This is a genomic window from Paenibacillus antibioticophila (genome assembly GCF_000455265.1).
GTDB classification, from domain to species: Bacteria; Bacillota; Bacilli; order Paenibacillales; family Paenibacillaceae; genus Fontibacillus; species Fontibacillus antibioticophila.
The window spans coordinates 226,695-245,227 of the sequence record NZ_HG005142.1 but is presented as its reverse complement, the minus strand read 5'-3'; the positions used below and the strand labels follow the sequence as shown (position 1 = coordinate 245,227).

At 49.1% G+C, this 18,533-nt stretch carries 20 protein-coding genes and 1 other annotated feature; of the genes, 9 read left to right on the top strand and 11 right to left on the bottom strand.

Annotation, left to right across the window (positions count from 1 at the left end; genetic code table 11):
- Positions 1-37: 37 nt before the first annotated feature.
- From TX85_RS21540 to ylbJ, 3 genes are all read right to left on the bottom strand, one after another.
- Positions 38-1,507 carry a S41 family peptidase gene (locus TX85_RS21540; RefSeq protein WP_049895151.1) on the bottom strand — a complete coding sequence of 490 codons (1,470 nt, stop codon included), beginning with the start codon at positions 1,505-1,507 and terminating at the stop codon, positions 38-40.
- 23 nt (positions 1,508-1,530) lie between these two features.
- Entirely contained in the window at positions 1,531-2,334 is an 804-nt protein-coding gene (locus TX85_RS21535) for an NAD kinase (RefSeq protein WP_044481931.1), read from the bottom strand.
- Positions 2,335-2,411: 77 nt separating this feature from the next.
- Positions 2,412-3,581, bottom strand: a complete 1,170-nt coding sequence (gene ylbJ / locus TX85_RS21530) for a sporulation integral membrane protein YlbJ (RefSeq protein ID WP_233500836.1) — start codon at positions 3,579-3,581, stop codon at positions 2,412-2,414.
- A 475-nt stretch (positions 3,582-4,056) separates the two neighbouring features.
- Between ylbJ and TX85_RS21525 the strand changes: the two genes are divergently transcribed.
- Together TX85_RS21525 and TX85_RS21520 are read left to right on the top strand one after the other, a co-directional pair.
- Positions 4,057-4,440, top strand: coding sequence for a globin domain-containing protein (locus TX85_RS21525; RefSeq protein WP_044481929.1), 384 nt, complete (start codon positions 4,057-4,059; stop codon positions 4,438-4,440).
- Between the two features lie 39 nt (positions 4,441-4,479).
- Entirely contained in the window at positions 4,480-5,178 is a 699-nt protein-coding gene (locus TX85_RS21520; RefSeq protein ID WP_044481928.1) for a DUF2225 domain-containing protein, read from the top strand.
- 52 nt (positions 5,179-5,230) lie between these two features.
- On the opposite strand, the gene TX85_RS21515 is transcribed toward TX85_RS21520, so the two are convergent.
- The gene (locus TX85_RS21515; protein ID WP_044481927.1) at positions 5,231-5,461 is read right to left on the bottom strand and encodes a hypothetical protein; all 231 of its coding nucleotides are present in this window, start codon (positions 5,459-5,461) and stop codon (positions 5,231-5,233) included.
- Entirely contained in the window at positions 5,458-5,631 is a 174-nt protein-coding gene (locus TX85_RS26065) for a YycC family protein (RefSeq protein ID WP_071784237.1), read from the bottom strand. Before TX85_RS26065 ends, TX85_RS21515 begins: the two co-directional genes overlap by 4 nt.
- A gap of 127 nt (positions 5,632-5,758) precedes the next feature.
- On the opposite strand from TX85_RS26065, the gene TX85_RS21510 reads away from it, so the two are divergent.
- On the top strand, positions 5,759-7,564 hold the full coding sequence (locus TX85_RS21510; protein ID WP_044481926.1) for a M3 family oligoendopeptidase: 1,806 nt from the start codon (positions 5,759-5,761) through the stop codon (positions 7,562-7,564).
- Between the two features lie 333 nt (positions 7,565-7,897).
- On the opposite strand, the gene TX85_RS21505 is transcribed toward TX85_RS21510, so the two are convergent.
- Complete coding sequence (locus tag TX85_RS21505; protein WP_044481925.1) at positions 7,898-8,146, bottom strand: hypothetical protein; 249 nt, start codon at positions 8,144-8,146, stop codon at positions 7,898-7,900.
- Between the two features lie 272 nt (positions 8,147-8,418).
- Between TX85_RS21505 and TX85_RS21500 the strand changes: the two genes are divergently transcribed.
- Positions 8,419-8,835 carry a hypothetical protein gene (locus TX85_RS21500; protein ID WP_044481924.1) on the top strand — a complete coding sequence of 139 codons (417 nt, stop codon included), beginning with the start codon at positions 8,419-8,421 and terminating at the stop codon, positions 8,833-8,835.
- A gap of 70 nt (positions 8,836-8,905) precedes the next feature.
- Here TX85_RS21500 and TX85_RS21495 read toward each other — a convergent pair whose 3' ends face one another.
- Together TX85_RS21495 and TX85_RS21490 are read right to left on the bottom strand one after the other, a co-directional pair.
- Positions 8,906-9,127, bottom strand: coding sequence for an alpha/beta-type small acid-soluble spore protein (locus TX85_RS21495; RefSeq protein ID WP_044481923.1), 222 nt, complete (start codon positions 9,125-9,127; stop codon positions 8,906-8,908).
- A gap of 228 nt (positions 9,128-9,355) precedes the next feature.
- Positions 9,356-10,339, bottom strand: coding sequence for an aldose 1-epimerase (locus TX85_RS21490; RefSeq protein WP_044481922.1), 984 nt, complete (start codon positions 10,337-10,339; stop codon positions 9,356-9,358).
- A gap of 139 nt (positions 10,340-10,478) precedes the next feature.
- Positions 10,479-10,733, top strand: a binding site (T-box leader).
- A gap of 63 nt (positions 10,734-10,796) precedes the next feature.
- Here TX85_RS21490 and trpS point away from each other — a divergent pair.
- The 3 genes from trpS (at position 10,797) to TX85_RS21475 (ending at position 14,703) form a co-directional block, all read left to right on the top strand.
- On the top strand, positions 10,797-11,780 hold the full coding sequence (trpS, locus tag TX85_RS21485) for a tryptophan--tRNA ligase (protein ID WP_044481921.1): 984 nt from the start codon (positions 10,797-10,799) through the stop codon (positions 11,778-11,780).
- A gap of 1,362 nt (positions 11,781-13,142) precedes the next feature.
- Positions 13,143-14,090, top strand: coding sequence for a heme o synthase (gene cyoE, locus TX85_RS21480; RefSeq protein WP_044481920.1), 948 nt, complete (start codon positions 13,143-13,145; stop codon positions 14,088-14,090).
- Positions 14,091-14,103: 13 nt separating this feature from the next.
- A complete protein-coding gene (locus tag TX85_RS21475; RefSeq protein ID WP_044481919.1) occupies positions 14,104-14,703 on the top strand; it encodes an SCO family protein in 600 nt (199 codons plus the stop codon).
- 6 nt (positions 14,704-14,709) lie between these two features.
- On the opposite strand, the gene TX85_RS21470 is transcribed toward TX85_RS21475, so the two are convergent.
- From TX85_RS21470 to TX85_RS21465, 3 genes are all read right to left on the bottom strand, one after another.
- Complete coding sequence (locus TX85_RS21470) at positions 14,710-15,057, bottom strand: toprim domain-containing protein (protein ID WP_044481918.1); 348 nt, start codon at positions 15,055-15,057, stop codon at positions 14,710-14,712.
- A 108-nt stretch (positions 15,058-15,165) separates the two neighbouring features.
- On the bottom strand, positions 15,166-15,288 hold the full coding sequence (locus TX85_RS27770) for a sporulation protein YjcZ (protein WP_101781209.1): 123 nt from the start codon (positions 15,286-15,288) through the stop codon (positions 15,166-15,168).
- Between the two features lie 142 nt (positions 15,289-15,430).
- The gene (locus TX85_RS21465; RefSeq protein ID WP_044481917.1) at positions 15,431-16,585 is read right to left on the bottom strand and encodes an MFS transporter; all 1,155 of its coding nucleotides are present in this window, start codon (positions 16,583-16,585) and stop codon (positions 15,431-15,433) included.
- Between the two features lie 171 nt (positions 16,586-16,756).
- Here TX85_RS21465 and TX85_RS21460 point away from each other — a divergent pair, with 171 nt between their 5' ends.
- Both TX85_RS21460 and TX85_RS21455 read left to right on the top strand, forming a co-directional pair.
- Positions 16,757-17,215, top strand: coding sequence for a hypothetical protein (locus TX85_RS21460; protein ID WP_233500820.1), 459 nt, complete (start codon positions 16,757-16,759; stop codon positions 17,213-17,215).
- Between the two features lie 64 nt (positions 17,216-17,279).
- Positions 17,280-18,437, top strand: coding sequence for a transglutaminase domain-containing protein (locus TX85_RS21455; protein WP_044481916.1), 1,158 nt, complete (start codon positions 17,280-17,282; stop codon positions 18,435-18,437).
- Positions 18,438-18,533: the final 96 nt, after the last annotated feature.

The window sequence follows — 18,533 nt, the reverse complement described above, 5'->3', positions numbered from 1 at the left end:
CAAGGCGGGGGCTGTTAGCTTTGCGCTGCTCGAATTGTTATTTATAAGAAAGTGTAATAGTCCCTTGTTGGTAGCTCCATTTTAAGCCAGAAAACTTGTTTTGAAACTGATGGATTTCTACATAGGTCTCATTATTGATGATCTTTGCGGCATTACTTGAGACGGTGAAGCCGGCCGTTTCTCCGAGCTTGGTTGTTATGGTTACCTTTTGCAGATTGGAGCTCCAGACCACTTCCCCATTGACCAGAGCGTTCAGAACTCTTGATGGTATATACAGCTTGTCTCCGCTTTGGACCACATCAATATAGCCGTTAACCGAGATGCCGTTGATTGCTAGGGAGGAAGAGCTGCCTTTAAGCTCAAGCGATTGCATCCCTGCAAGCCGAAGAGCCAGGACCAATTGAGCAACAGCGTTGTTCTTAACCTCGATATCGGGCGTCAAACCCACATGATTGAAATCCTTGCGGCTTGGCGTCAGGTATTTCTGGACGGTAAGCTTAAGCGAGCTGCCATTGGATAAAGGGAACAGATTCTGGATTCTGGCCTTGCCGTAAGTGGCAGTCCCGACTACGGTAGCAATATTATTATCCTGCAGAGCACCGGTTAAAATCTCGGATGCGCTTGCCGTCATTTCGTTGGTGAGTATGATGACGGGGATGTCAAGGCTCTCGCCGTCAACAATATTGATAGGCTCCAGCTTTCCGCTCTGCCCTGACGTATACATGACCGTTCCATTTGTAATAAAGTTCTTGGCGATATTAATCGCTGCATTCACATAGCCGCCGGTGTTATCGCGCAGATCCAGAACGAGCGATTCCATGCCTGCCTTACGCAGCATTCCCAGCTCCGCGGCAAATTGCTTGTCCGATTGTTCGGTAAAGGAGGATAACGAGATATATCCGACCTTGGAGTCAGGGAAGTACTTTCCGGTAACGGCAAGAACCGTGAAATGGCCGCGTGTAATGGTGAACGTCATCGGCTTGGATCCCCGCAGGACTTCCAGAACAACGTTGGTTCCTTCGATGCCCTGAATACGATAAATATCCTCCATGCCGGTCACCTTGACACCATCCACTTTGGAGATAATGTCCCCTTGCTGGATTCCGGCTGCCAAAGCGGGAGAGCCTGGCAACGGCTGAGTTACAACCAACTGATCATTCGTGAAACGGAGCGTTACGCCAATCCCGACATACTCCTGGTTCAAGCTGCCTTCAAATTCTTCAAGCTCTTCGACGCTGTAATAATCGCTGTAGGGATCATCCAAGGTATAGACCATGCCGCGAATCGCATTTTCCAGAAAAAGCTCCCGGTCTGCCCCTTCAATATTGTAAGCCTCAAGATAATCCAATACCTCCAGCAGGGTATCAAGCTCTGATGATTCCTGAACACTGTCGGCTTCGCTGAGATCAAGCGTTACCCCGGCGCCATGAGCTGTAATCGGCGTCAGCATCATCGGGACGACGAGCATTGGAGCGAGCAGGGCAGTGATTAACTTTTTCAATTTCATGAGGGTACTCCTTCACATATAGATTAGTCCAAAAAAGCGTTGCGAACCCGGGTCCAGAACGGAAACGGACGGTAACGGACAAAGCTGATCTTCTGCTCTGCCACCTTGCAGCGGACAGATATGAGATCAGAAACCCGCAGGTTGACATGATCTACGGTCAGTAGCAGATTCTGCTCCTTCCGCGAGTAAATATCGCAGTGATGGTGATTCGGCAACACCAGGGACGAGCCCATAGTCCGGAATACGCGATTATTAATCGAGGCAATTTCCGAAATTTGAAACGCTTCGATCGAGGGATGAATCATGGCCCCGCCAAGGCTCTTGTTATAGGCGGTGCTTCCGGAAGGAGTGGACACACAGATCCCGTCTCCGCGGAACATTTCGAACATATGATCATTGATATCGACCTGGAGGACGACCGTTCCATCCACGCTTTTCAGTGTGAATTCATTCAAGCAAACATGCTTCAAGACGCCCGACTGCTTAACGATCTCCAGATCGACTAGCGGATACTGGACAATCCGCGGCTTCAGGTGCGAATCCTCCGGATCGCCTGCCATCATCTGAACAAGCTCGGGAATCTCATCCGCCTTCCAATCGGCATAGAAGCCAAGATGTCCGGTATGCACACCGACAAAAGCAGTGGAAGCGATGCGGTCCATGAAGCTGTGAAACGCATGAAGCATCGTGCCGTCTCCTCCGATAGATACGACGATATCGGGAGAATCGGCATCCAGTATAAGCCCCTGATCGGCAGCAAGTTTATGGAAGGACTCGGCAAGCTCAAGGGATAGCTGATCGCCGCGGTCCAGAACATAATATCTCAAGGTGACAGGCTCCTTTTTTTCATTCCTAGTGTAAGGTCATAATGATCATAATCAATTATATATGATAACACAATGTTTCATTTTCGGTTCATTTTCGACGCAAATGAGATGATAAAGGACAGCACCAGCATACCAGCGACCACCGTGCTGGCGAGTCTGAGCAGCTCAACCGCCAGCTCCCAGGGAGGAACCGTTCCCGGCAGGCTGCTGTCAAGACGGCTGAAGACAGAGTCCGTTGCCATAAGAGGCTTCCAAAAAATCAGAAGTAATGCGGCGGACAGTACCCCGTGAATAGCGCGTGCTGCCAGGAAAGGAAGATACCTTAGGTCGGCACCATTCAGAATGCTTGCTACCTGGGCATGGACCGATAACCCGCCCCAGGAAAGGATGAAGGCAGCTGATGCAGCCTTGAAATGGAGGGGAATCTCTGTGGAGATTGCAGAAGCCTTGGAGCCAAGCGTTACCTCGAACAAGCCGCCAACAAGCGGCTCCGCGAGGCCGTCAGGCAGGGACAATAAAGGGAGCAGCATACGAAGCGCATCGTACAGGGTATTCATGACCTGCGAAGCTGTAAGCACTTCAAGCACTACGGAGAAGAAGACGACCAATCCTCCAACGATGGTCATTAGCTGGAGTGACGAGACGACCGCATGACGAAGGAGTTCTCCCAGACTGCGGCCATCCTGAAGACGAGCTTCATGCATGGCCCGAACGGCAAGACGCAGGCTGAAGCCGGAAGCAGAAGAAGTGAGCGCGGCCGGCGTATTTGCCGATGCTTTATGTGCTAATTCCTGTCGGGTTCCATAAAATCGCAGCAGCAATCCGAGCATGATTGCACTTCCATAATGAACCGCTGCCAATGCTCCTGCGAGCTGGGGATTGCCAAAAAAGCCGATCGATACCGCGCCGATCAGAAAGATAGGATCCGAGGTCGTAGTGAAGGCTACCAGCCTCTCTCCCTCGATACGGCTGATCAAGCCTTGCTCCCGCAGCTTGGTGGCCAGCTTGGCGCTAACCGGATAGCCGGAGGCAAACCCCATTGCCAGAACAAAGCCTCCATTGCCGGGAATCCGAAACAGCGGCTTCATCAGCGGATCAAGCAGCTTGCCCAGAAAATGAACAATGCCAAAGCCCAGCAGCACTTCAGATATAACAAAAAACGGAAACAATGAAGGGAACAGCACATCCCACCAGATCGCGAGTCCCCGAACACTGGCATCCCATGAGGCATTCGGATAAGCAATCATTAAAGAAGCCAAAATAAGTGCTGTACCGCCCAGAAGCGGAGCATGCCAAGGCTTTGTTTTCACGAACCGATCCCTCCAGCAAAACATTATGCAATAGTAATTAACAGATTCAAGACAAGTCTATGTTTTTAGTAGGACAAACAGCACAAATTTTGAAGAGAAAACGCTTACAAAAAGGGGTTTATTTTTCATTTGAATATGATAAAATAGACCTATAAATCGACAAACGGATGGAGAGTGTTGAATATGAGTATTGTCGCAGGTATTCTCGTATGCGCCTTTGTGTATGTTATTCGCGCCTCTCTTGTCCATTCCAGTGAAGAGGATTGGCGCACCTATTAAGTCACCAAATTGTTGAAGAGGGTATATTTTTTCCTGAAAGCTCCTGATGGGGCTTTTATTTTTTTGACCATTGTTTGGTATAATAGGGTTTAGTATCAGATGATAAAAGTGAAAAAGGAATGGAGGGAGTATAGTGAACTCTGGAGATAGCCTGTATGAGCAGCTGGGGGGAGCAGAGACAATCCGGAATCTGGTGGAGGCATTTTATCCAAAGGTGCAGGCTAATCCTCTTCTGGGGCCTCTCTTTCCCGAGGACATTTATCCGGTGATGGAGAAGCAATACATGTTCTTGACACAGTTTTTTGGCGGACCAATGCTGTATTCGGAGGCTCATGGCCATCCGATGATGCGCGCCCGCCATCTTCCGTTTCCGGTGACCCCGCAGCGGGCGGAGGCTTGGCTCGGTTGTATGCGTGAAGCGCTGGAGGATCTTGAGGTGCCGGCTCCTCTTCGTGAGGTCGTGTTGCATCGATTGTCCGGACCTGCCTTTCATTTTGTGAACACAGCGCAAGAGTGACTATGCAGCCATATTTCGGATGAGAAAGGAAGTCAGTTTGTGGAATTAGAACCGCTGTATCAGATCAAGGTTACCTGTCTCCACTGCGAAAACACATTTTCAACTTCACGGGTGCGCCCCAGCTTCAAGCGGGCTACGCGCACCGATACCGATTTTTGCGGTTATTATAATGAGGAGAATCCGGATTACTATGTAGTGAGAATATGTCCTTCCTGCGGGTTTGCTTCTACTGAAAATTTTAATGCCAAGCTAAGCGAAGCACAGCGTGCCAAGTTCAAGCAGGATATCGGAGATCGGTTCATCAAGCGAAATTACGACGGCCACCGGGATTGGGAAACGGCACTTGAGTCGTACAAGCTGGGATTATTGTGCGCCCAGACGATCGGTGAGAAGGAACGGATTTTAGCCAGTCTGCTGCATCATATAGCCTGGCTCTATCGCTATAAGAACAATCAAGAGCAAGAGCAGCGTTTCATGAAGTATGCGCTGGAGTCTTATATCCGTGTCTTCGAGACTGAGGATATCCATGGCAGTGATGCCCGGCTGATGTATTTGATCGGTGAACTGCATCGGAGAATTGGAGAATATAATGAAGCGGTGAAATGGTTCGCGAGGGTAATTAATGATAAACGGATCATGGATGCCGCGATGATCCGGGCTTGCCGGGAGCAATGGGCTACGCTTCGGGAAGAAATGATGAACCAAGGGCAAGAGCTGCCCGAGGAGATGCGGGGCTGAAGCAACGCCCCGCAGTCGCCGCGGATCGGCAAGATACGCCCGGCAGGCGCTTCTACCTGATGGCCGTGTCTGTCAGTAAGTAATCCTGATCGCTGTCCAGAATCGTGACTTTGTTGTGACAGCAGGGGAAGACAAGCAGCTTCTTCTTTCCTTCACGCACAAGGACAATATCGCGGGGCTTCAGTGGCAGCAAAATGTGCTCTTTTTTACAAAAAGGGCATTCTTGTACATAAACATCCCCCATAAGAATATCGTAGGGGAGAGTCTTCTCAAAAGGAATCATGATGATGAATCCGGTTTCTCTGGAGATGGAGTAGCCGATTCCTTTTTCGCCAGGTCGGCCAATTTTTGCAGCAGTATATGCTGCGGCATATGCATCAAGTGTTCGATAGGCACCTTTAATTCGGCGGCAAGCTTGATCGCTGTTTCCGGCGAAATTTGCAATGGCTTCATTAGGAGCACCTCCTGTTAGTATAGGGATGGTTGTGCAACTATAGTTATACACTTTTCTGCTATTTAACTTCAACCTTTGAGAAGAAAAAGAATGGCGAATGAAGGGTGAAAAGAAAGGATGAATCGAATGGGACAACTTCAAACACCGGTATCAACGGTATGGGATCTGGAATCGATTTTTCCGGGGGGATCTTCCTCGGAGCAACTAAAGACCTACATCGCTCAATTGGAGCAAGACATTACGGCTCTGGACACTCAGCTTGCGGATGCGTCGGCTCCGGCCACCGTCGAAGAGACGGCCGCATATGACGAGGTGATCGGGAGCCTGCAGAGCATGGTGGCTCGTCTCTCGGAATCGGGAGCCTTTGTAGAGTGTCTGACGGCTCAAAATCAACATGATAAAAAGGCGATTCAACTGGAGAGCAAGCTTCATGGAATGAATGCGAAGTATGAGAACCTGACGACTCGCTTCCAGAGCATTCTGCGCCTGACCGATGATCAGGTTTGGGAGAAATGGCTGGAAAGAGAGGCGGTCGCAAGCATCGCCTTTGTACTGAATGAGAAGCGCCAGGAAGCCAGGGAACGTCTTGCTCCGGAGCTTGAGAGTCTCGCGGCGGATCTTGCGGTGGACGGATATCATGGCTGGAGCCAGCATTACGATACTATTGTGGCAAAGGTGACCATTCCATTCACAGAGAAGGATGGGCAGACCAAGGAGCTTTCCGTGGGGCAGGCGGCAAATAAGCTGGATGATCCGGACAGAGCGCTTCGCGAGGAACTCTTTCCAAAGTGGGAGCGCGCTTGGGGCGAGGTAGCGGATTATGCGGCAGATACGCTGAATCGCTTGGCGGGCTTCCGGCTGAAGCTGTATGAAAAGCGCGGCTGGGAGGATGTGCTGAAGGAGCCTTTGGCAATCAACCGGATGTCCCGTGCTACGCTCGACATGATGTGGGAAGTGATTATCAAACATAAGCCGTTATTTGTGCAGTATCTGGAGCGCAAGGCCAAGCTGCTCGGGGTAGAGAAATTGAACTGGGCTGATGTCGACGCTCCAATTGGTGAAGCAACCGGTAAAGTCGCTTATGAGGATGCTGCGAAAGAGATTGTGGAGCAATTCCATAAGTTTAATCCGAAAATGGCCGATTTTGCTGCTTATGCGTTTAATAAGCGCTGGATCGAAGCGGAGGACCGTCCCGGCAAGCGTCCCGGCGGATTCTGCACCTCGCTGCAGGACAGCAAGCAGACCCGGATCTTTATGACCTACGGAGGAACCATCTCCAATCTGTCCACCTTGGCGCATGAGCTGGGTCACGCCTATCATCAGCATGTGATGAATGACGAAGAGATCTTCAATCAGAACTACGGCATGAATGTGGCGGAGACAGCCTCCACCTTTGCAGAGATGATTGTATCGGATGCCCTAATGCAGAATGCTTCCTCTAAGGAAGAGAAGATTGCGCTATTGGCAGATAAAATTCAACGCGGCGTAGCCTTCTTCATGAATATTCACGCCCGCTTCCTGTTTGAGACCCGGTTCTACGAGCAGCGGAAGTCGGGCATGCTGGATGCGGAGCAATTGTGTAATCTAATGAAGGAAGCTCAGGAAGAAGCATTCTGTGGGGCGCTGGATGTGTACCACCCGCACTTTTGGGCCTCGAAGCTGCATTTTTATATCACAGGGTATCCGTTCTATAACTTCCCTTATACCTTCGGCTACATGTTCAGTACAGGGATTTATGCGCTGGCTGTCAAGGAAGGACAGGGCTTTGCGGATAAATACGATGCGCTGCTTCAGGATACCGGCAAGATGTCGGTAGAGGAGCTTGCGTCCAAGCATCTGAATGTTGATCTGACCCAGCCGGATTTCTGGGAAGGAGCTATGGCTCTGGTTGTAGACGATGTGAAGCAATTCCTTGAATTAACGGCAGAGTAATCAAGCCGGGTAAAAGAAATTAAGGCAGAGTGCCAAGACTGAGTAACAAGACAGAGTAACAAGACAGAGCGATAAGATACAGTAACAAGACAGAGTAACAAGACAGAGTGACAAGATATAGTGACAAGATATAGTGACAAGATACAATGACAAGACAAAGTAACAAGATATATAGTAACAAGACACAGTGATAAGATACAGTAACAAACTTGAGTTCCGGACTTTAAGGGCTATCCCAAAAGGAAATTCGTTTCCTTCAGGGGGCCCTTTTGCTTTAAAGCAATAGTTACTTGTACACCTTTCATGGGTGGAGCTAATAAGTGTAAAAAAGCATTAAAACCGTGCAGTAAACAGCCGAGCTCCGCCATCAGCAATTTTAATGGCTTTCTGCACTAAAATGGTCACCTGAACGTCGCCACCAGGAATTTTAATGACTTTCTGCACTAAAATGGTCACCTGAACGCCGCCACCAGGAATTATAATGACTTTCTGCACTAAAATGGTCACCCGAACGCCGCCATCAGTAATTTTAATGACTTTTTGCATTAAAATCGCCAGTTCGGAGTTTGTACGGAAATTCATGCAAAAATCGTCTCCGAAGGAGCTAGAGCCTGGGTGGAGCTAATAAGTGCAAAAAAGCACTAAAATCCCGCCGCGGTATCTTGCAAGGTCAGTTGGGCGAAATCCGCATAAAAAATGCTACGTATCTATTAGTCAAAGTGCGATCTTTGTACCCCTTATTTCTATTTCCAGCCTCCTAAAATATGTTTAATATTGTTGAAAGATGTAATTTATTGCTCTATAATGGATTATGACCCCTTAAAAGGGAAAGTTTTGAGGGAGGAGGTGTAATGATGATAAACACGGACAATCTGTCTCTGGCGAGACAAATGGATATTGTATTTAAAGAACTGGAGATTGAGCTTGGCTCGATGAACTCCGGGACTGTATTCGTACAAATCCGCAATAACGTGATCGGCAAGTTTGGCGTTCGCCACAATCCCATTGCAGGGCGTGACGGCAGCTTGATGGAAGAAGGCGATGGACTGGATTCTGAACAGCTGGACAACCTGCGAACCATGGCGTTGGAATCGCTGAGATTCAAAAGATATTGGACGCACGGCGAGATCAGCTTTGATTTTACAGTAAAGAAAGACAAGCTGATGATGGATGCCACGCTGGAATCGAATTATAACATGGCCAACCTATTGATTCAGCGCTACCCGAACCGTTCTTCCGCACATACATACAAGGAATCATCCAGTGCATAAGGAAAGAAAGGCGACCTGCATTCACTGCAGACCGCCTTTCCTCCTATTTTAATACTTAGGGAAATTCCGATTACAGGTTCGAACGACCCGACAATTGCTGTTCTGCCAATTGTACCAGACGTTTTGTGATGTAACCCCCGAGGGATCCGGTTTCGCGGGAAGTATAGTTCCCATAGTATCCATCTTGTGGGATGGTTACACCAAGTTCCTGTGCTGCTTCCATTTTCAACTGTTGCAATGCAGCAGTTGCTTGAGGAACTACAAGGTTGTTGGAGCGGCTTTGTCCTGCCATGTTTGTCACCTCCTTCGTCCTTTGTGATGTTAGTATGGTTCTTCGAGAGCAAAATATTCGGTTCTCTGTCATACAAAAGTAGTGGTAATTATTGCATCTTTGAAGAGTAGAGCCGTAATCCTATGAGCAGGCATACTAAAAAGCCGCCCGCACAGCAGAATTGCTGAACGAGCGGCCCTGACAGAAGCAATATTTAATGGACAATAGAGATGCAGACGTAACTTGTTTCTAAGGCTGAGTTTCTTCAGCCGGATGAACGATATCCAGCTTCACCGTCAGATCTAATTTCTGCCCTGGTTGGAGATCGATCAGTCCTGTCTCCTCATTTGGAAGGCCTAAATTAGGAGCATCCGGCAGCCAGGTATAAGGCTCCACGCATATGAATTGATCAGCCTCTCCCTTGGAGTATAATACCCAATGCTTAAAGTAGGCAGGATCCGCAGAGTAGATCAACCCGTAGCCATCATCACGGAAAAGCTCTGCCTTGACAGGAAGATCGCCAATTTTCAACATCGTGTCAAAATTTGTACCCTTCAGATTCAATCCTTCATTGAGCGCTTCTAGCTCTCCCAACGGGGCTGTCTCGCCTGTCGTAATGATCTCTTCGTCAGACAGGTAAATTCCGGATACGGGAACCTTCAGTGTCCAGGCTTCCGGGGCACCGTCGATCAGGAACCAGGTGTGGAGTCCTAATCCGAAGGGAGCAGGGGAAGAGCCAAGATGGCTAACCTTGTAGGTTTGCGTCAGGGATGTTCCTTGAAGCCGAATTGTCATCTCCAGCTTTAAGGGCTCCGGGTATTGGCGCATCCAATTTGGATCATCAGAGGTCAGGAATTCGGTTGTGATCGCGCATCCGTCCTCGTCCTCATCGATGTCGCTTACACACCAAGCCTGAGTCCGGTGTAAGCCGTGAATGTGATTGTCATTAGCGGTATTGCGATCAAATTGATAGGACTGGCCGGCATAAGTAAATTGTCCGCGGCGGATCCGTCCGGGCGGAATCAGCACCGGGATCCCGAAATGATACGGCTTCTGCAGGTAGAAATCCAGTTCTTGCTCCTCCGGATGACGAAGGATGTCGCGCTCATGAACATGGTCCCAAATACGAATGACGTTGTTGCCAAGACGGGGTAGCAGTGTGACTTCAAGTTCGCGGCTATGCAGGATGTACGTATCGTACCCATTCCATCGCCCTTTGGTCACTTTCTTCATATCTTTGCTCCTTTTCCCACATCATAATCGGTTTCTATAAGCTTTAAACTATAATAACACTTTTTGCGCTGGACGAAAAATGGATTTGACATGACTATTTAGGCCATTTATGATGATCATAGACAAATCAGTGAATATTGTAAATACGTTGACAGGGATAAGTAAGTATAGAAGCCTCTCCTTCAGAAAGCCGGTGGTTGCTGTGAACCGGTGGAAGCATCTGGCTGAATGGACCCTTGAGTGCCGAACAGAACGGAAGATGAACGTCTTCTCAATTATGTCGGCCGCTTGACTCCGCGTTATGGAGTTCCAAGGCCGGGCAGCTGGAAGGAAAGTATTGTCAGATTCAGAAGCTCGGTAAAATAGGGTGGCACCACGGTCTCACGTCCCTTGCGGATGTGAGTTTTTTTGTATTTATTTAAGTGCAGCCCAGCATATGAAATGGAGGAATTAGGTTATGAAAAGAGTACTGTCCGGCATCCAGCCAAGCGGGAAGCTAACACTAGGCAATTATATCGGTGCACTGAAAAACTTCGTTACACTTCAGCATGATCATATCTGCAACTTCATGGTTGTAGATCTTCATGCTATTACGGTTCCGCAGAATCCGACTGATTTACGGGAGCAGTCCGAGTCCGTGGCGGCCCTGTTCGTGGCAGCCGGAATCGATCCTGCCAAAGCCAATGTTTATATGCAGTCCCATGTTCGTCAGCACGCTCAGTTGGGATGGATGCTTACGACTTTAGCTTCAATGGGTGAACTGGAACGAATGACCCAGTTCAAAGATAAGTCGGCCGGTAAAGAATCCGTAGGAGCTGGCCTGTTCGTCTATCCTGCATTGATGGCCGCCGATATTCTGATCTATAATGCTGACCTGGTACCGGTAGGAGAAGATCAGAAGCAGCATTTGGAGCTTACCCGGGACCTTGCCGGACGATTCAACAGCCGTTATGGTGAATATTTCAAAATGCCTGAGCCCTACATTCCGAAGGTTGGGGCGAGAATTATGTCCTTGGACGATGCCTCTAAGAAGATGAGCAAGAGCAATCCGAATCCTGGCAGCATGATTGCCTTGTTGGACACTCCGGATGAAATTCGGAAGAAGATCAGCCGCGCAACGACGGATTCCGGACGGGAAGTGAGATTCGATCCTGCGAACAAGCCAGAGGTAAGCAATCTGATCACCATTTACAGTCAGTGCTCTGGATTATCTGTTGCTGAGGTCGAAGCGCGGTATGAAGGACAAATGTACGGACCGTTCAAAAAGGATCTGGCCGAAGTGGTTGTAAGCGAACTTGAGCCGCTACAACAGCGTTATCGGGATATCAGGCAGTCCGGAGAAATCCGCAGCATCTTGCGTCAAGGCGCTGAGAAAGCCTCTGAAATGGCAGAGAAAACGCTGACTGATGTACAGCAGCTTATGGGTTTTCTTCCTTATTGAATGTAAGGACTCGCAAAGCAGGGACTTTCTGAAAAGAAGGCAAGTTAGAGGGGCAACGTGTGAAGAATTGCTACGATCGCTGTTGTTCGCGGATTTCTTTAATTGGACTAAGTTCTAGCAAAGGAGAAATCCGCTCACAAAGGCGAACGCTAACGCTCTATGCTTCCGAAGTAGCTTTCTTACAGAAAGCTTTTACCTTCACACTTATGCCCTGACTACTTTGCCTTTACAGTTCAACTGCAATACATTTTGCACATGCCTGCTCACATGTTGTATTACAGCAAGCTTGCAGTCCGCGGCATCATACAAGCAGGGTAAGCTCGCGCTAGAGTCGCTCCCCGACCTAATGATGCTCCGGCCTTGCACCAAAGCTTCGCCCTGTCCTGCCAGAACTGAAGTTTTCTCCGAACTTCATCCGCTCTACTTGACCAACCTCATTCTGATCGTGCTTTATCCAACTACTCTCCAATGAAATAACTTACCTTAAATTCTTCATTTGACGCTCGAACCCAGTTTTAGTGAAAAAACCTACCTTAGATCGCCAGTATCTAGCCAAACCCACATTTTAGTCAACTTTAAGTACAAAAATTTCACTATATCCGCATTTCTATTATTTCCATTGAATTTAAGGTAACTTTTTTCACTGGATGCGTACGATCCATATTTTCATGCGGTCGACGGATCACCGTCATGCTGCGAAACACAGCGCGCTGGAAGCTGCGCTCGGTGCGAGGTGTGCGCATGCGTACTTGGTGGGTATATTGCTTAATCTACTGAAGTAACCATTGCTCTGCGGGCTTTTTGAAATTGGGGTATCCCAATTGTATCCCCAATGATGATGCAGTGTCGTCTATTTACCTGCTTTGAGTATCTGTGTCTTAGAGAGAGTGCGATGCAATTAGACACTATAATGCCCTACTCAAGAGACTGCGTAAAAGGGCATAAGTGTGAAGTGTGCTGAAGTAAAAGCTTTCTGAAAGAAAGCTACTTCGGGAGCATATGCGCGTAAGCGTTCGCCTTTGAGAGTGGATTCCTACAATTTCAGATTTTATTTAATCAAAGGAATCCGCGAACAACAGCGATCGTAAGCATACTTCACACGTTGCCCTCCGGCACGCGGCAAAATCATTGGTTGGTTTTATATTGGCTGTAGCTGCGCTCTCGCACGAAACAGCGGCGAATGCAACGTTGGCATCATCTGACTTCATGTCACCGAATTGTCACAAGAACAAACTTTAATCATATGTTTGTCAAACACTTTTCGGGTTTGATATGATAAAGTTTATAGCGAGAGATGTATTTTAGACTTTTTTGTGATTCTTTTTATAGACATCATTGAAGAATAGGGAGGCACAACGACAAGTGGATAAACAACTTCGTTACCACGCTCCAGCTGAGTCTGCGGCTCTTGCTGCTGCAAGAACTTCTCCGCCTGGCGAGTCTGCGGCGACCTGGAGAGATTTTGTTGCCGTGACGAAGCCGGGAATACTGCGCTCCAACCTGATCGCAGCGTTTGCCGGATTCTGGGTTGCCTCACAATGGCAGCTGCATTACGGCAGTCTAATACTCACATTACTTGGAACGATGCTGGTCATGGCTTCCTCCTGCGTATTTAATAACTACTTCGACCGTGATCTCGATACAAAGATGGAACGAACCAAGAATCGGGCGCTGCCGATTGGCAAGCTGTCCCCGCGAACGGTACTTATTTATGCAGTCATACTTGGGATTCTTGGACTTGGTATTCTATTTGCCTTCTCGGGATGGCTTGCCGGAGTGTTTGGGATCGTAGGCATGATCGTCTACGTGCTGGTGTACACTTTATGGCTGAAGAGAAGCTCCACCTGGAGCACATCGGTCGGTGCCATTTCCGGTGCAATGCCGCCGCTCATCGGCTATGTTGCCGTCACAGGCAAAGTGGATCTGGGCGCGGTTCTGCTCTTTGCCTTGCTTTTCCTCTGGCAGCCACCCCATTTCTGGGCGCTTGGCATTCGGCGGGTAGAAGAATACAGAGCAGCGGGCTTCCCGCTCCTTCCGGTTGTGAAGGGAATTCGGAGAACCAAATGGCAGATGCTGCCTTATCTTGCGCTGCTGATTCCGATTCCGATCCTTATGTATGTATTTGACTATACCGGGATCTGGTTCCTTGTGATCGGGGAAATCCTATCGGTTGCATGGCTTTTGATGGCTGTCAAGGGATTCCGTTCGAAGAATGATGATCAATGGGCCAAAAAGGTATTTTTATTTTCAGTGAACTACCTGACCATAGCTTTGATCGTGATGATTCTGGATACTGTACGTATTTCGTAATGGAGGGCGAGACATGTCTCTTCTGAAAAAATATAAATGGACCTGGCTGCTTCTGGCCATATTGATCTTGTTGGCAGGCTATTTGCTGTTCACCAGCCTGAATAAGCCTAAGCTTCCGGTCATCGGACCGGTTGAAAGCTTCAGTATGGAGAATGTGGACGGCAGAACGATTACGCTTGCAGATACTCAGGGACAAGTCAGACTATTTTATTTTTTCTTCTCCAATTGCCCTGATGTGTGTCCCTTGACGACTTTCCGGCTCTCTCAGGTTCAGGATATCTTGAAGGAGAAGGGGTTGTTCGGCAAGGACGCTTCATTCGTCTCGGTGACATTTGATCCGGAACGGGATACCCTGGAGAATATGAAGGCGTTCGGCGATAAATTTAAAGTGGATTACAGCGGCTGGTATTTTCTGAGAGGGGATCAGCAGCAGACGATGGATCTGGCGATCAATTCCTTCAAGACCTTGATCACGAAGGATCAGAGCGGGAACTTTGTGCATGCGGATCTGATCGGTCTGGTTGACCGCGACGGAAACTTGCGGGATATATACCGGCCAGAGGCTACGGCAGAAGAAATTGCAAAGGGCGTAGCTAATCTGGCAAAAGAATAAAACAGCTTAATACGGGCTGGCCGGAGGATAAATGATAAATTCCTCAAGGCCGGCCTTTTCTAATTGGGCGATTACATATTCCTCCGGAGTGCCTTCCACGCCCGCATAGCCTCTCCTGGTGTAGATATGGACTGCATCCGGAAATAAATCCCGCAGCACACCCCGAATTTTTTTGCCGGACGAATCATTGTCCATGAACAAGAATACCTCGTCGTCCGCTACTTGCTTGCGTAGTGCTTCGAGCTTCATGGTGTTGAGCGTCCCAAAGGTACAATGGATATTCACGTTGTCCCGGAGTACCCGGCGCAGCTTGCTGCGGTCATTTTTTCCTTCGACAATAATGCTGATGGACAAGTCGGCTCCTCCTGGCTGCAGATTATTCAACTTATATAGTGTATACCGGCAAGTCCTCTTCATGCAAAACGGCCTGCCCGGATGGGCAGACCGCAGCTCTCATTGCTGTTAGCAGATAAAGAACGGGGAGCGCAAAATTATTACCAGCAAAATGTAAAGTACGAGGATAGCGCCTGTAGATGTCCAATTAGGAACTACTGGACCTGGTCCGCAAGGATCAATACCGCCCATAGTTTCACCCCACTTTCAAATCGGTCGGTGTTTACTACACGATATACTATGTGGGGCGTGAGTCTCGGTATTGTACCAATGCCTAAATGGCGAAATTATATTGGTCATCCGTGGAAGCTGAACTAATGAGCGTGCAATGACACTAAGTTGTAACAGGAGGTATTGTATTGGACTTCAGCTTGCTTGTTCTCGGCGGGATGAGAAGGAGCGCGACCATAAGGATCAGAAAAGCGGCGAAATAAGGAGAGGTAATCTTGCCGTGCAGCATTCCTCCGGCAATCGGCCCGATGAACGAGCCGATGGACATGGAGATGGATTGCAAGGAGAATACGGTTCCTAGCCTTTTTCCTCCGCTCAGATCAATGAACATAGATGCGATCGCAGGGAAGGTCACGCCTTTTGCCATTCCTAGTATGAAGAGTGATACTTGCAAAGGCACAAAATCCAGAGCAGCCATCGCAAAGAACGAGAGAGCTATGCCCAGGATGCCCAATGCCGCCCGGACATAAGGGGAATAATGACTTAGAAAGAGCATAGACAGGGTTGCAAGAGCACCCAGACTGATAATGGAGAAGTAAACCCCGGTATTTACAATACCGGATGCTCCGCCTGCCTGGAAAGGAAGCTCGAAGTACAGGATGCCTTGAGAGCAGGATACGGCAAGAGGAAGAATATAAAAGCGCAAGGGAATGATGTTCAGCTTGACCGTCGTCTTCGCGGTCTCTTGAAGCGTGAGCTTGGATGCAGCTCCTTGCGGCTCGCGAATTGTAAATATCGCCAGGATGCCTGTTGCGATCAGCAGCCACCCGAGCGATTGGAACGTGAAGGAATAACTTGTCTGCGCAACCAAAAAGGCGCCGGCTGCGGGAGATACCACGGAGGCAAGGGTATGGACGACGCCATGACCGGCCATGAATTTTCCCTGGCGAATCGGATCGCTGGATAAAGAGGCAAGCATGGCAAGACAGGCCGGGGCGAGAAAGGCCAGCACGAATCCGCTGACAGAGCGCAGGGCCAGAAGCTGCCATGGCTCGGTGACATGGGCTTGCAGCAGCAAAATAATGCCTGCGCTGATCAGGCTGAAGATCATGTATCGGCGGCTCCCATGGCGGTCTACCCCTTGCCCTGCAAGCAGATTTCCCGGCAGATGCGTAAGGGCGTATATGCCCATCATCCAGCCGATAAAAGCCGGGGTAGCTCCCAGGGTCAATGCGAACGGGGTCAGTATCGGATATTGGGCATGTAAATCAAAGAACGCGAGGAACAAGAAGAAATAGAGCCAGAATGCCATTTTCAAATGGGGCAGCCTCCTTATAAAAGAGTGTTATGCTACTACTTGTACGTTTCATCGGACGAACTTATTACAATCCATGGTTAAACTGTCACTGAGCAGGGCCATCATGTATAATGAAAAGGACATCCAGAAGCGCGGAGAAATAATGATATTGAGATTCGGGAGTGTGGAAGAATGGATTTAGGTCTGAACTTGAATGTAGATGTATGGGTTGAATTTCTGAAGGCGAACTGGCTGGTCATTGTAGTGGCCTTGGTCGTGCTGTTTGTCGTCCTGAATTTTGTGAAGACGGTTGTAAAGTGGGCGCTTGTGCTGGTGATCGCCGCCTTCGTGATTATTTACAGCGGAATTGAGCTTAAGGACATTGGAGAAGCTGTGACCGCCGTTAAGGATCAGGCTGTAACAATCAGTAAAAATGAAGCGTTGAATATGCTGAAGGATGAGGCCGGCGAGGCCAAGATGACGAGTAATGGGGACGGAACCTTTACGATTACTACCCCTAACCTGGAGGTTACAGGAAGCCCGGGCGCTGATAAGGTGAAGGTTTCCTTTCATGGAGTGCCTTTGGGCGAATGGTCAATGAACGATACACTGGAAGCCTTCATCCAGGAGGCAACGCGCAATTCCAAGTAAATCACCAGCCTGCGGTCTACTGCCAACTTGGATGATGGAATAGACAACCAGAGGAGGTGGAAGGATGGAGGGACCGAATTTGGAAGGGTTAAGTCTGGAAAATCTAAATCTGATCAGCTTGCTGCTGTTAGGCATTATGATTCTTTCGGTGATCCAAGGATTGTTCCGTGGGGCTTCCCGTTCGGCGGGACGACTGGTATCATTGGTTAGCGGCGGTGTGCTTACGGCTTTAAGTCTGCTTGCATCCATTCCGCTGACGCTTTGGCTGTCGCCTATGGTTCAAACCTGGCTCTCGGGAGTGAAGCCGCCCCAGCGCGAGCTGTCCGGCTTTGAACAGGTTTACTACACCTTGCTCACGGCGGTGGCAGATTATCCGCTTATGCGGTTCGCGGTGGTATTTCTGCTCGGCTACTGGCTGCTGCGCACCCTTCTTGGCCTGGCCGCTGCATTTTTGCTGGGGGGAAGCTCATTCCTTGGACGGATGATGGTTCGAGGAGAACGCCCTTCCTCTCTGCTAAGCCGGCTTGCTGGGGCCGTCTTGGGCGGAATGATCGGCGGTGCGCGCTGTCTGACCGTCATTGCGGTATTGTTTATCGTGGTCACGCTCAACCCGGAGAGCGGGTTCAGCCGGTATGTCGAGTCATCGCCTGTGTATCAGCAGGGCGCGCGCAGTGTCATAGAGCCGCTTACCGGCAACCTGATCAAAGAGAAATTGCCTGTATTCACGCGCAGTGTGGAAGCCGAACTGAACGGAATTCTACAGCGCAGGTATGAAGTGATTGATGCTGACATTCCTTCGTCTATCGGGAATACGGCTGCCTTAGTCACCAAAGGCGCCTCTACAGATAAAGAGAAGGCTAGAAGACTGTATGATTGGATTGGCTCCCAGGTCAGTTATGATTACGATAAGGTAAAAGATTACGAAGAGAATGGCAATTGGCGGGAACAGACTCCGCAAATGACCTTTGATACCAAGCTTGGCGTATGTATTGATTATTCCCGGCTTTATGCGGTCATGGCGAGGTCGCAGGACCTGGATGTTCGCGTCGTAACCGGACTGGGATATGACGGACGGGGCGGTTATGGGCCTCATGCCTGGAATGAAGTGTATTTGTCGGAAGAGAGCCGTTGGATTCCACTGGATTCTACTTGGGCAGGGAGCGGGGATTGGTTTGATCCTCCGGCCTTTGCGGAGACACATATCCCTGACAAAGCGGTATAAAAATTCGAGGCAGGCTGTAACTTCGTCAGGCTGCCATTCGTTATGCTAATATAGAGTTGTTGCAGTTTTTTGAGGATTAAGAGCAATGGGGAGAAC

Excerpts from the sequence above, each read along its gene's own strand:
- TX85_RS21490 (WP_044481922.1), bottom strand. The coding sequence starts at position 10,339 with ATGAAGAAAGTGACCAAAGGGCGATGGAATGGGTACGATACGTACATC.
- TX85_RS21460 (WP_233500820.1), top strand. The coding sequence starts at position 16,757 with ATGGATTTAGGTCTGAACTTGAATGTAGATGTATGGGTTGAATTTCTG.
- TX85_RS27770 (WP_101781209.1), bottom strand. The coding sequence starts at position 15,288 with ATGGGCGGTATTGATCCTTGCGGACCAGGTCCAGTAGTTCCTAATTGG.
- TX85_RS21475 (WP_044481919.1), top strand. The coding sequence starts at position 14,104 with ATGTCTCTTCTGAAAAAATATAAATGGACCTGGCTGCTTCTGGCCATA.
- TX85_RS21540 (WP_049895151.1), bottom strand. The coding sequence starts at position 1,507 with ATGAAATTGAAAAAGTTAATCACTGCCCTGCTCGCTCCAATGCTCGTC.
- trpS (WP_044481921.1), top strand. The coding sequence starts at position 10,797 with ATGAAAAGAGTACTGTCCGGCATCCAGCCAAGCGGGAAGCTAACACTA.
- ylbJ (WP_233500836.1), bottom strand. The coding sequence starts at position 3,581 with ATGATTGCTTATCCGAATGCCTCATGGGATGCCAGTGTTCGGGGACTC.
- TX85_RS21495 (WP_044481923.1), bottom strand. The coding sequence starts at position 9,127 with ATGGCAGGACAAAGCCGCTCCAACAACCTTGTAGTTCCTCAAGCAACT.
- TX85_RS21510 (WP_044481926.1), top strand. The coding sequence starts at position 5,759 with ATGGGACAACTTCAAACACCGGTATCAACGGTATGGGATCTGGAATCG.
- TX85_RS21515 (WP_044481927.1), bottom strand. The coding sequence starts at position 5,461 with ATGATTCCTTTTGAGAAGACTCTCCCCTACGATATTCTTATGGGGGAT.
- TX85_RS21505 (WP_044481925.1), bottom strand. The coding sequence starts at position 8,146 with ATGAATTTCCGTACAAACTCCGAACTGGCGATTTTAATGCAAAAAGTC.
- TX85_RS21500 (WP_044481924.1), top strand. The coding sequence starts at position 8,419 with ATGATAAACACGGACAATCTGTCTCTGGCGAGACAAATGGATATTGTA.
- TX85_RS26065 (WP_071784237.1), bottom strand. The coding sequence starts at position 5,631 with ATGAAGCCATTGCAAATTTCGCCGGAAACAGCGATCAAGCTTGCCGCC.
- TX85_RS21455 (WP_044481916.1), top strand. The coding sequence starts at position 17,280 with ATGGAGGGACCGAATTTGGAAGGGTTAAGTCTGGAAAATCTAAATCTG.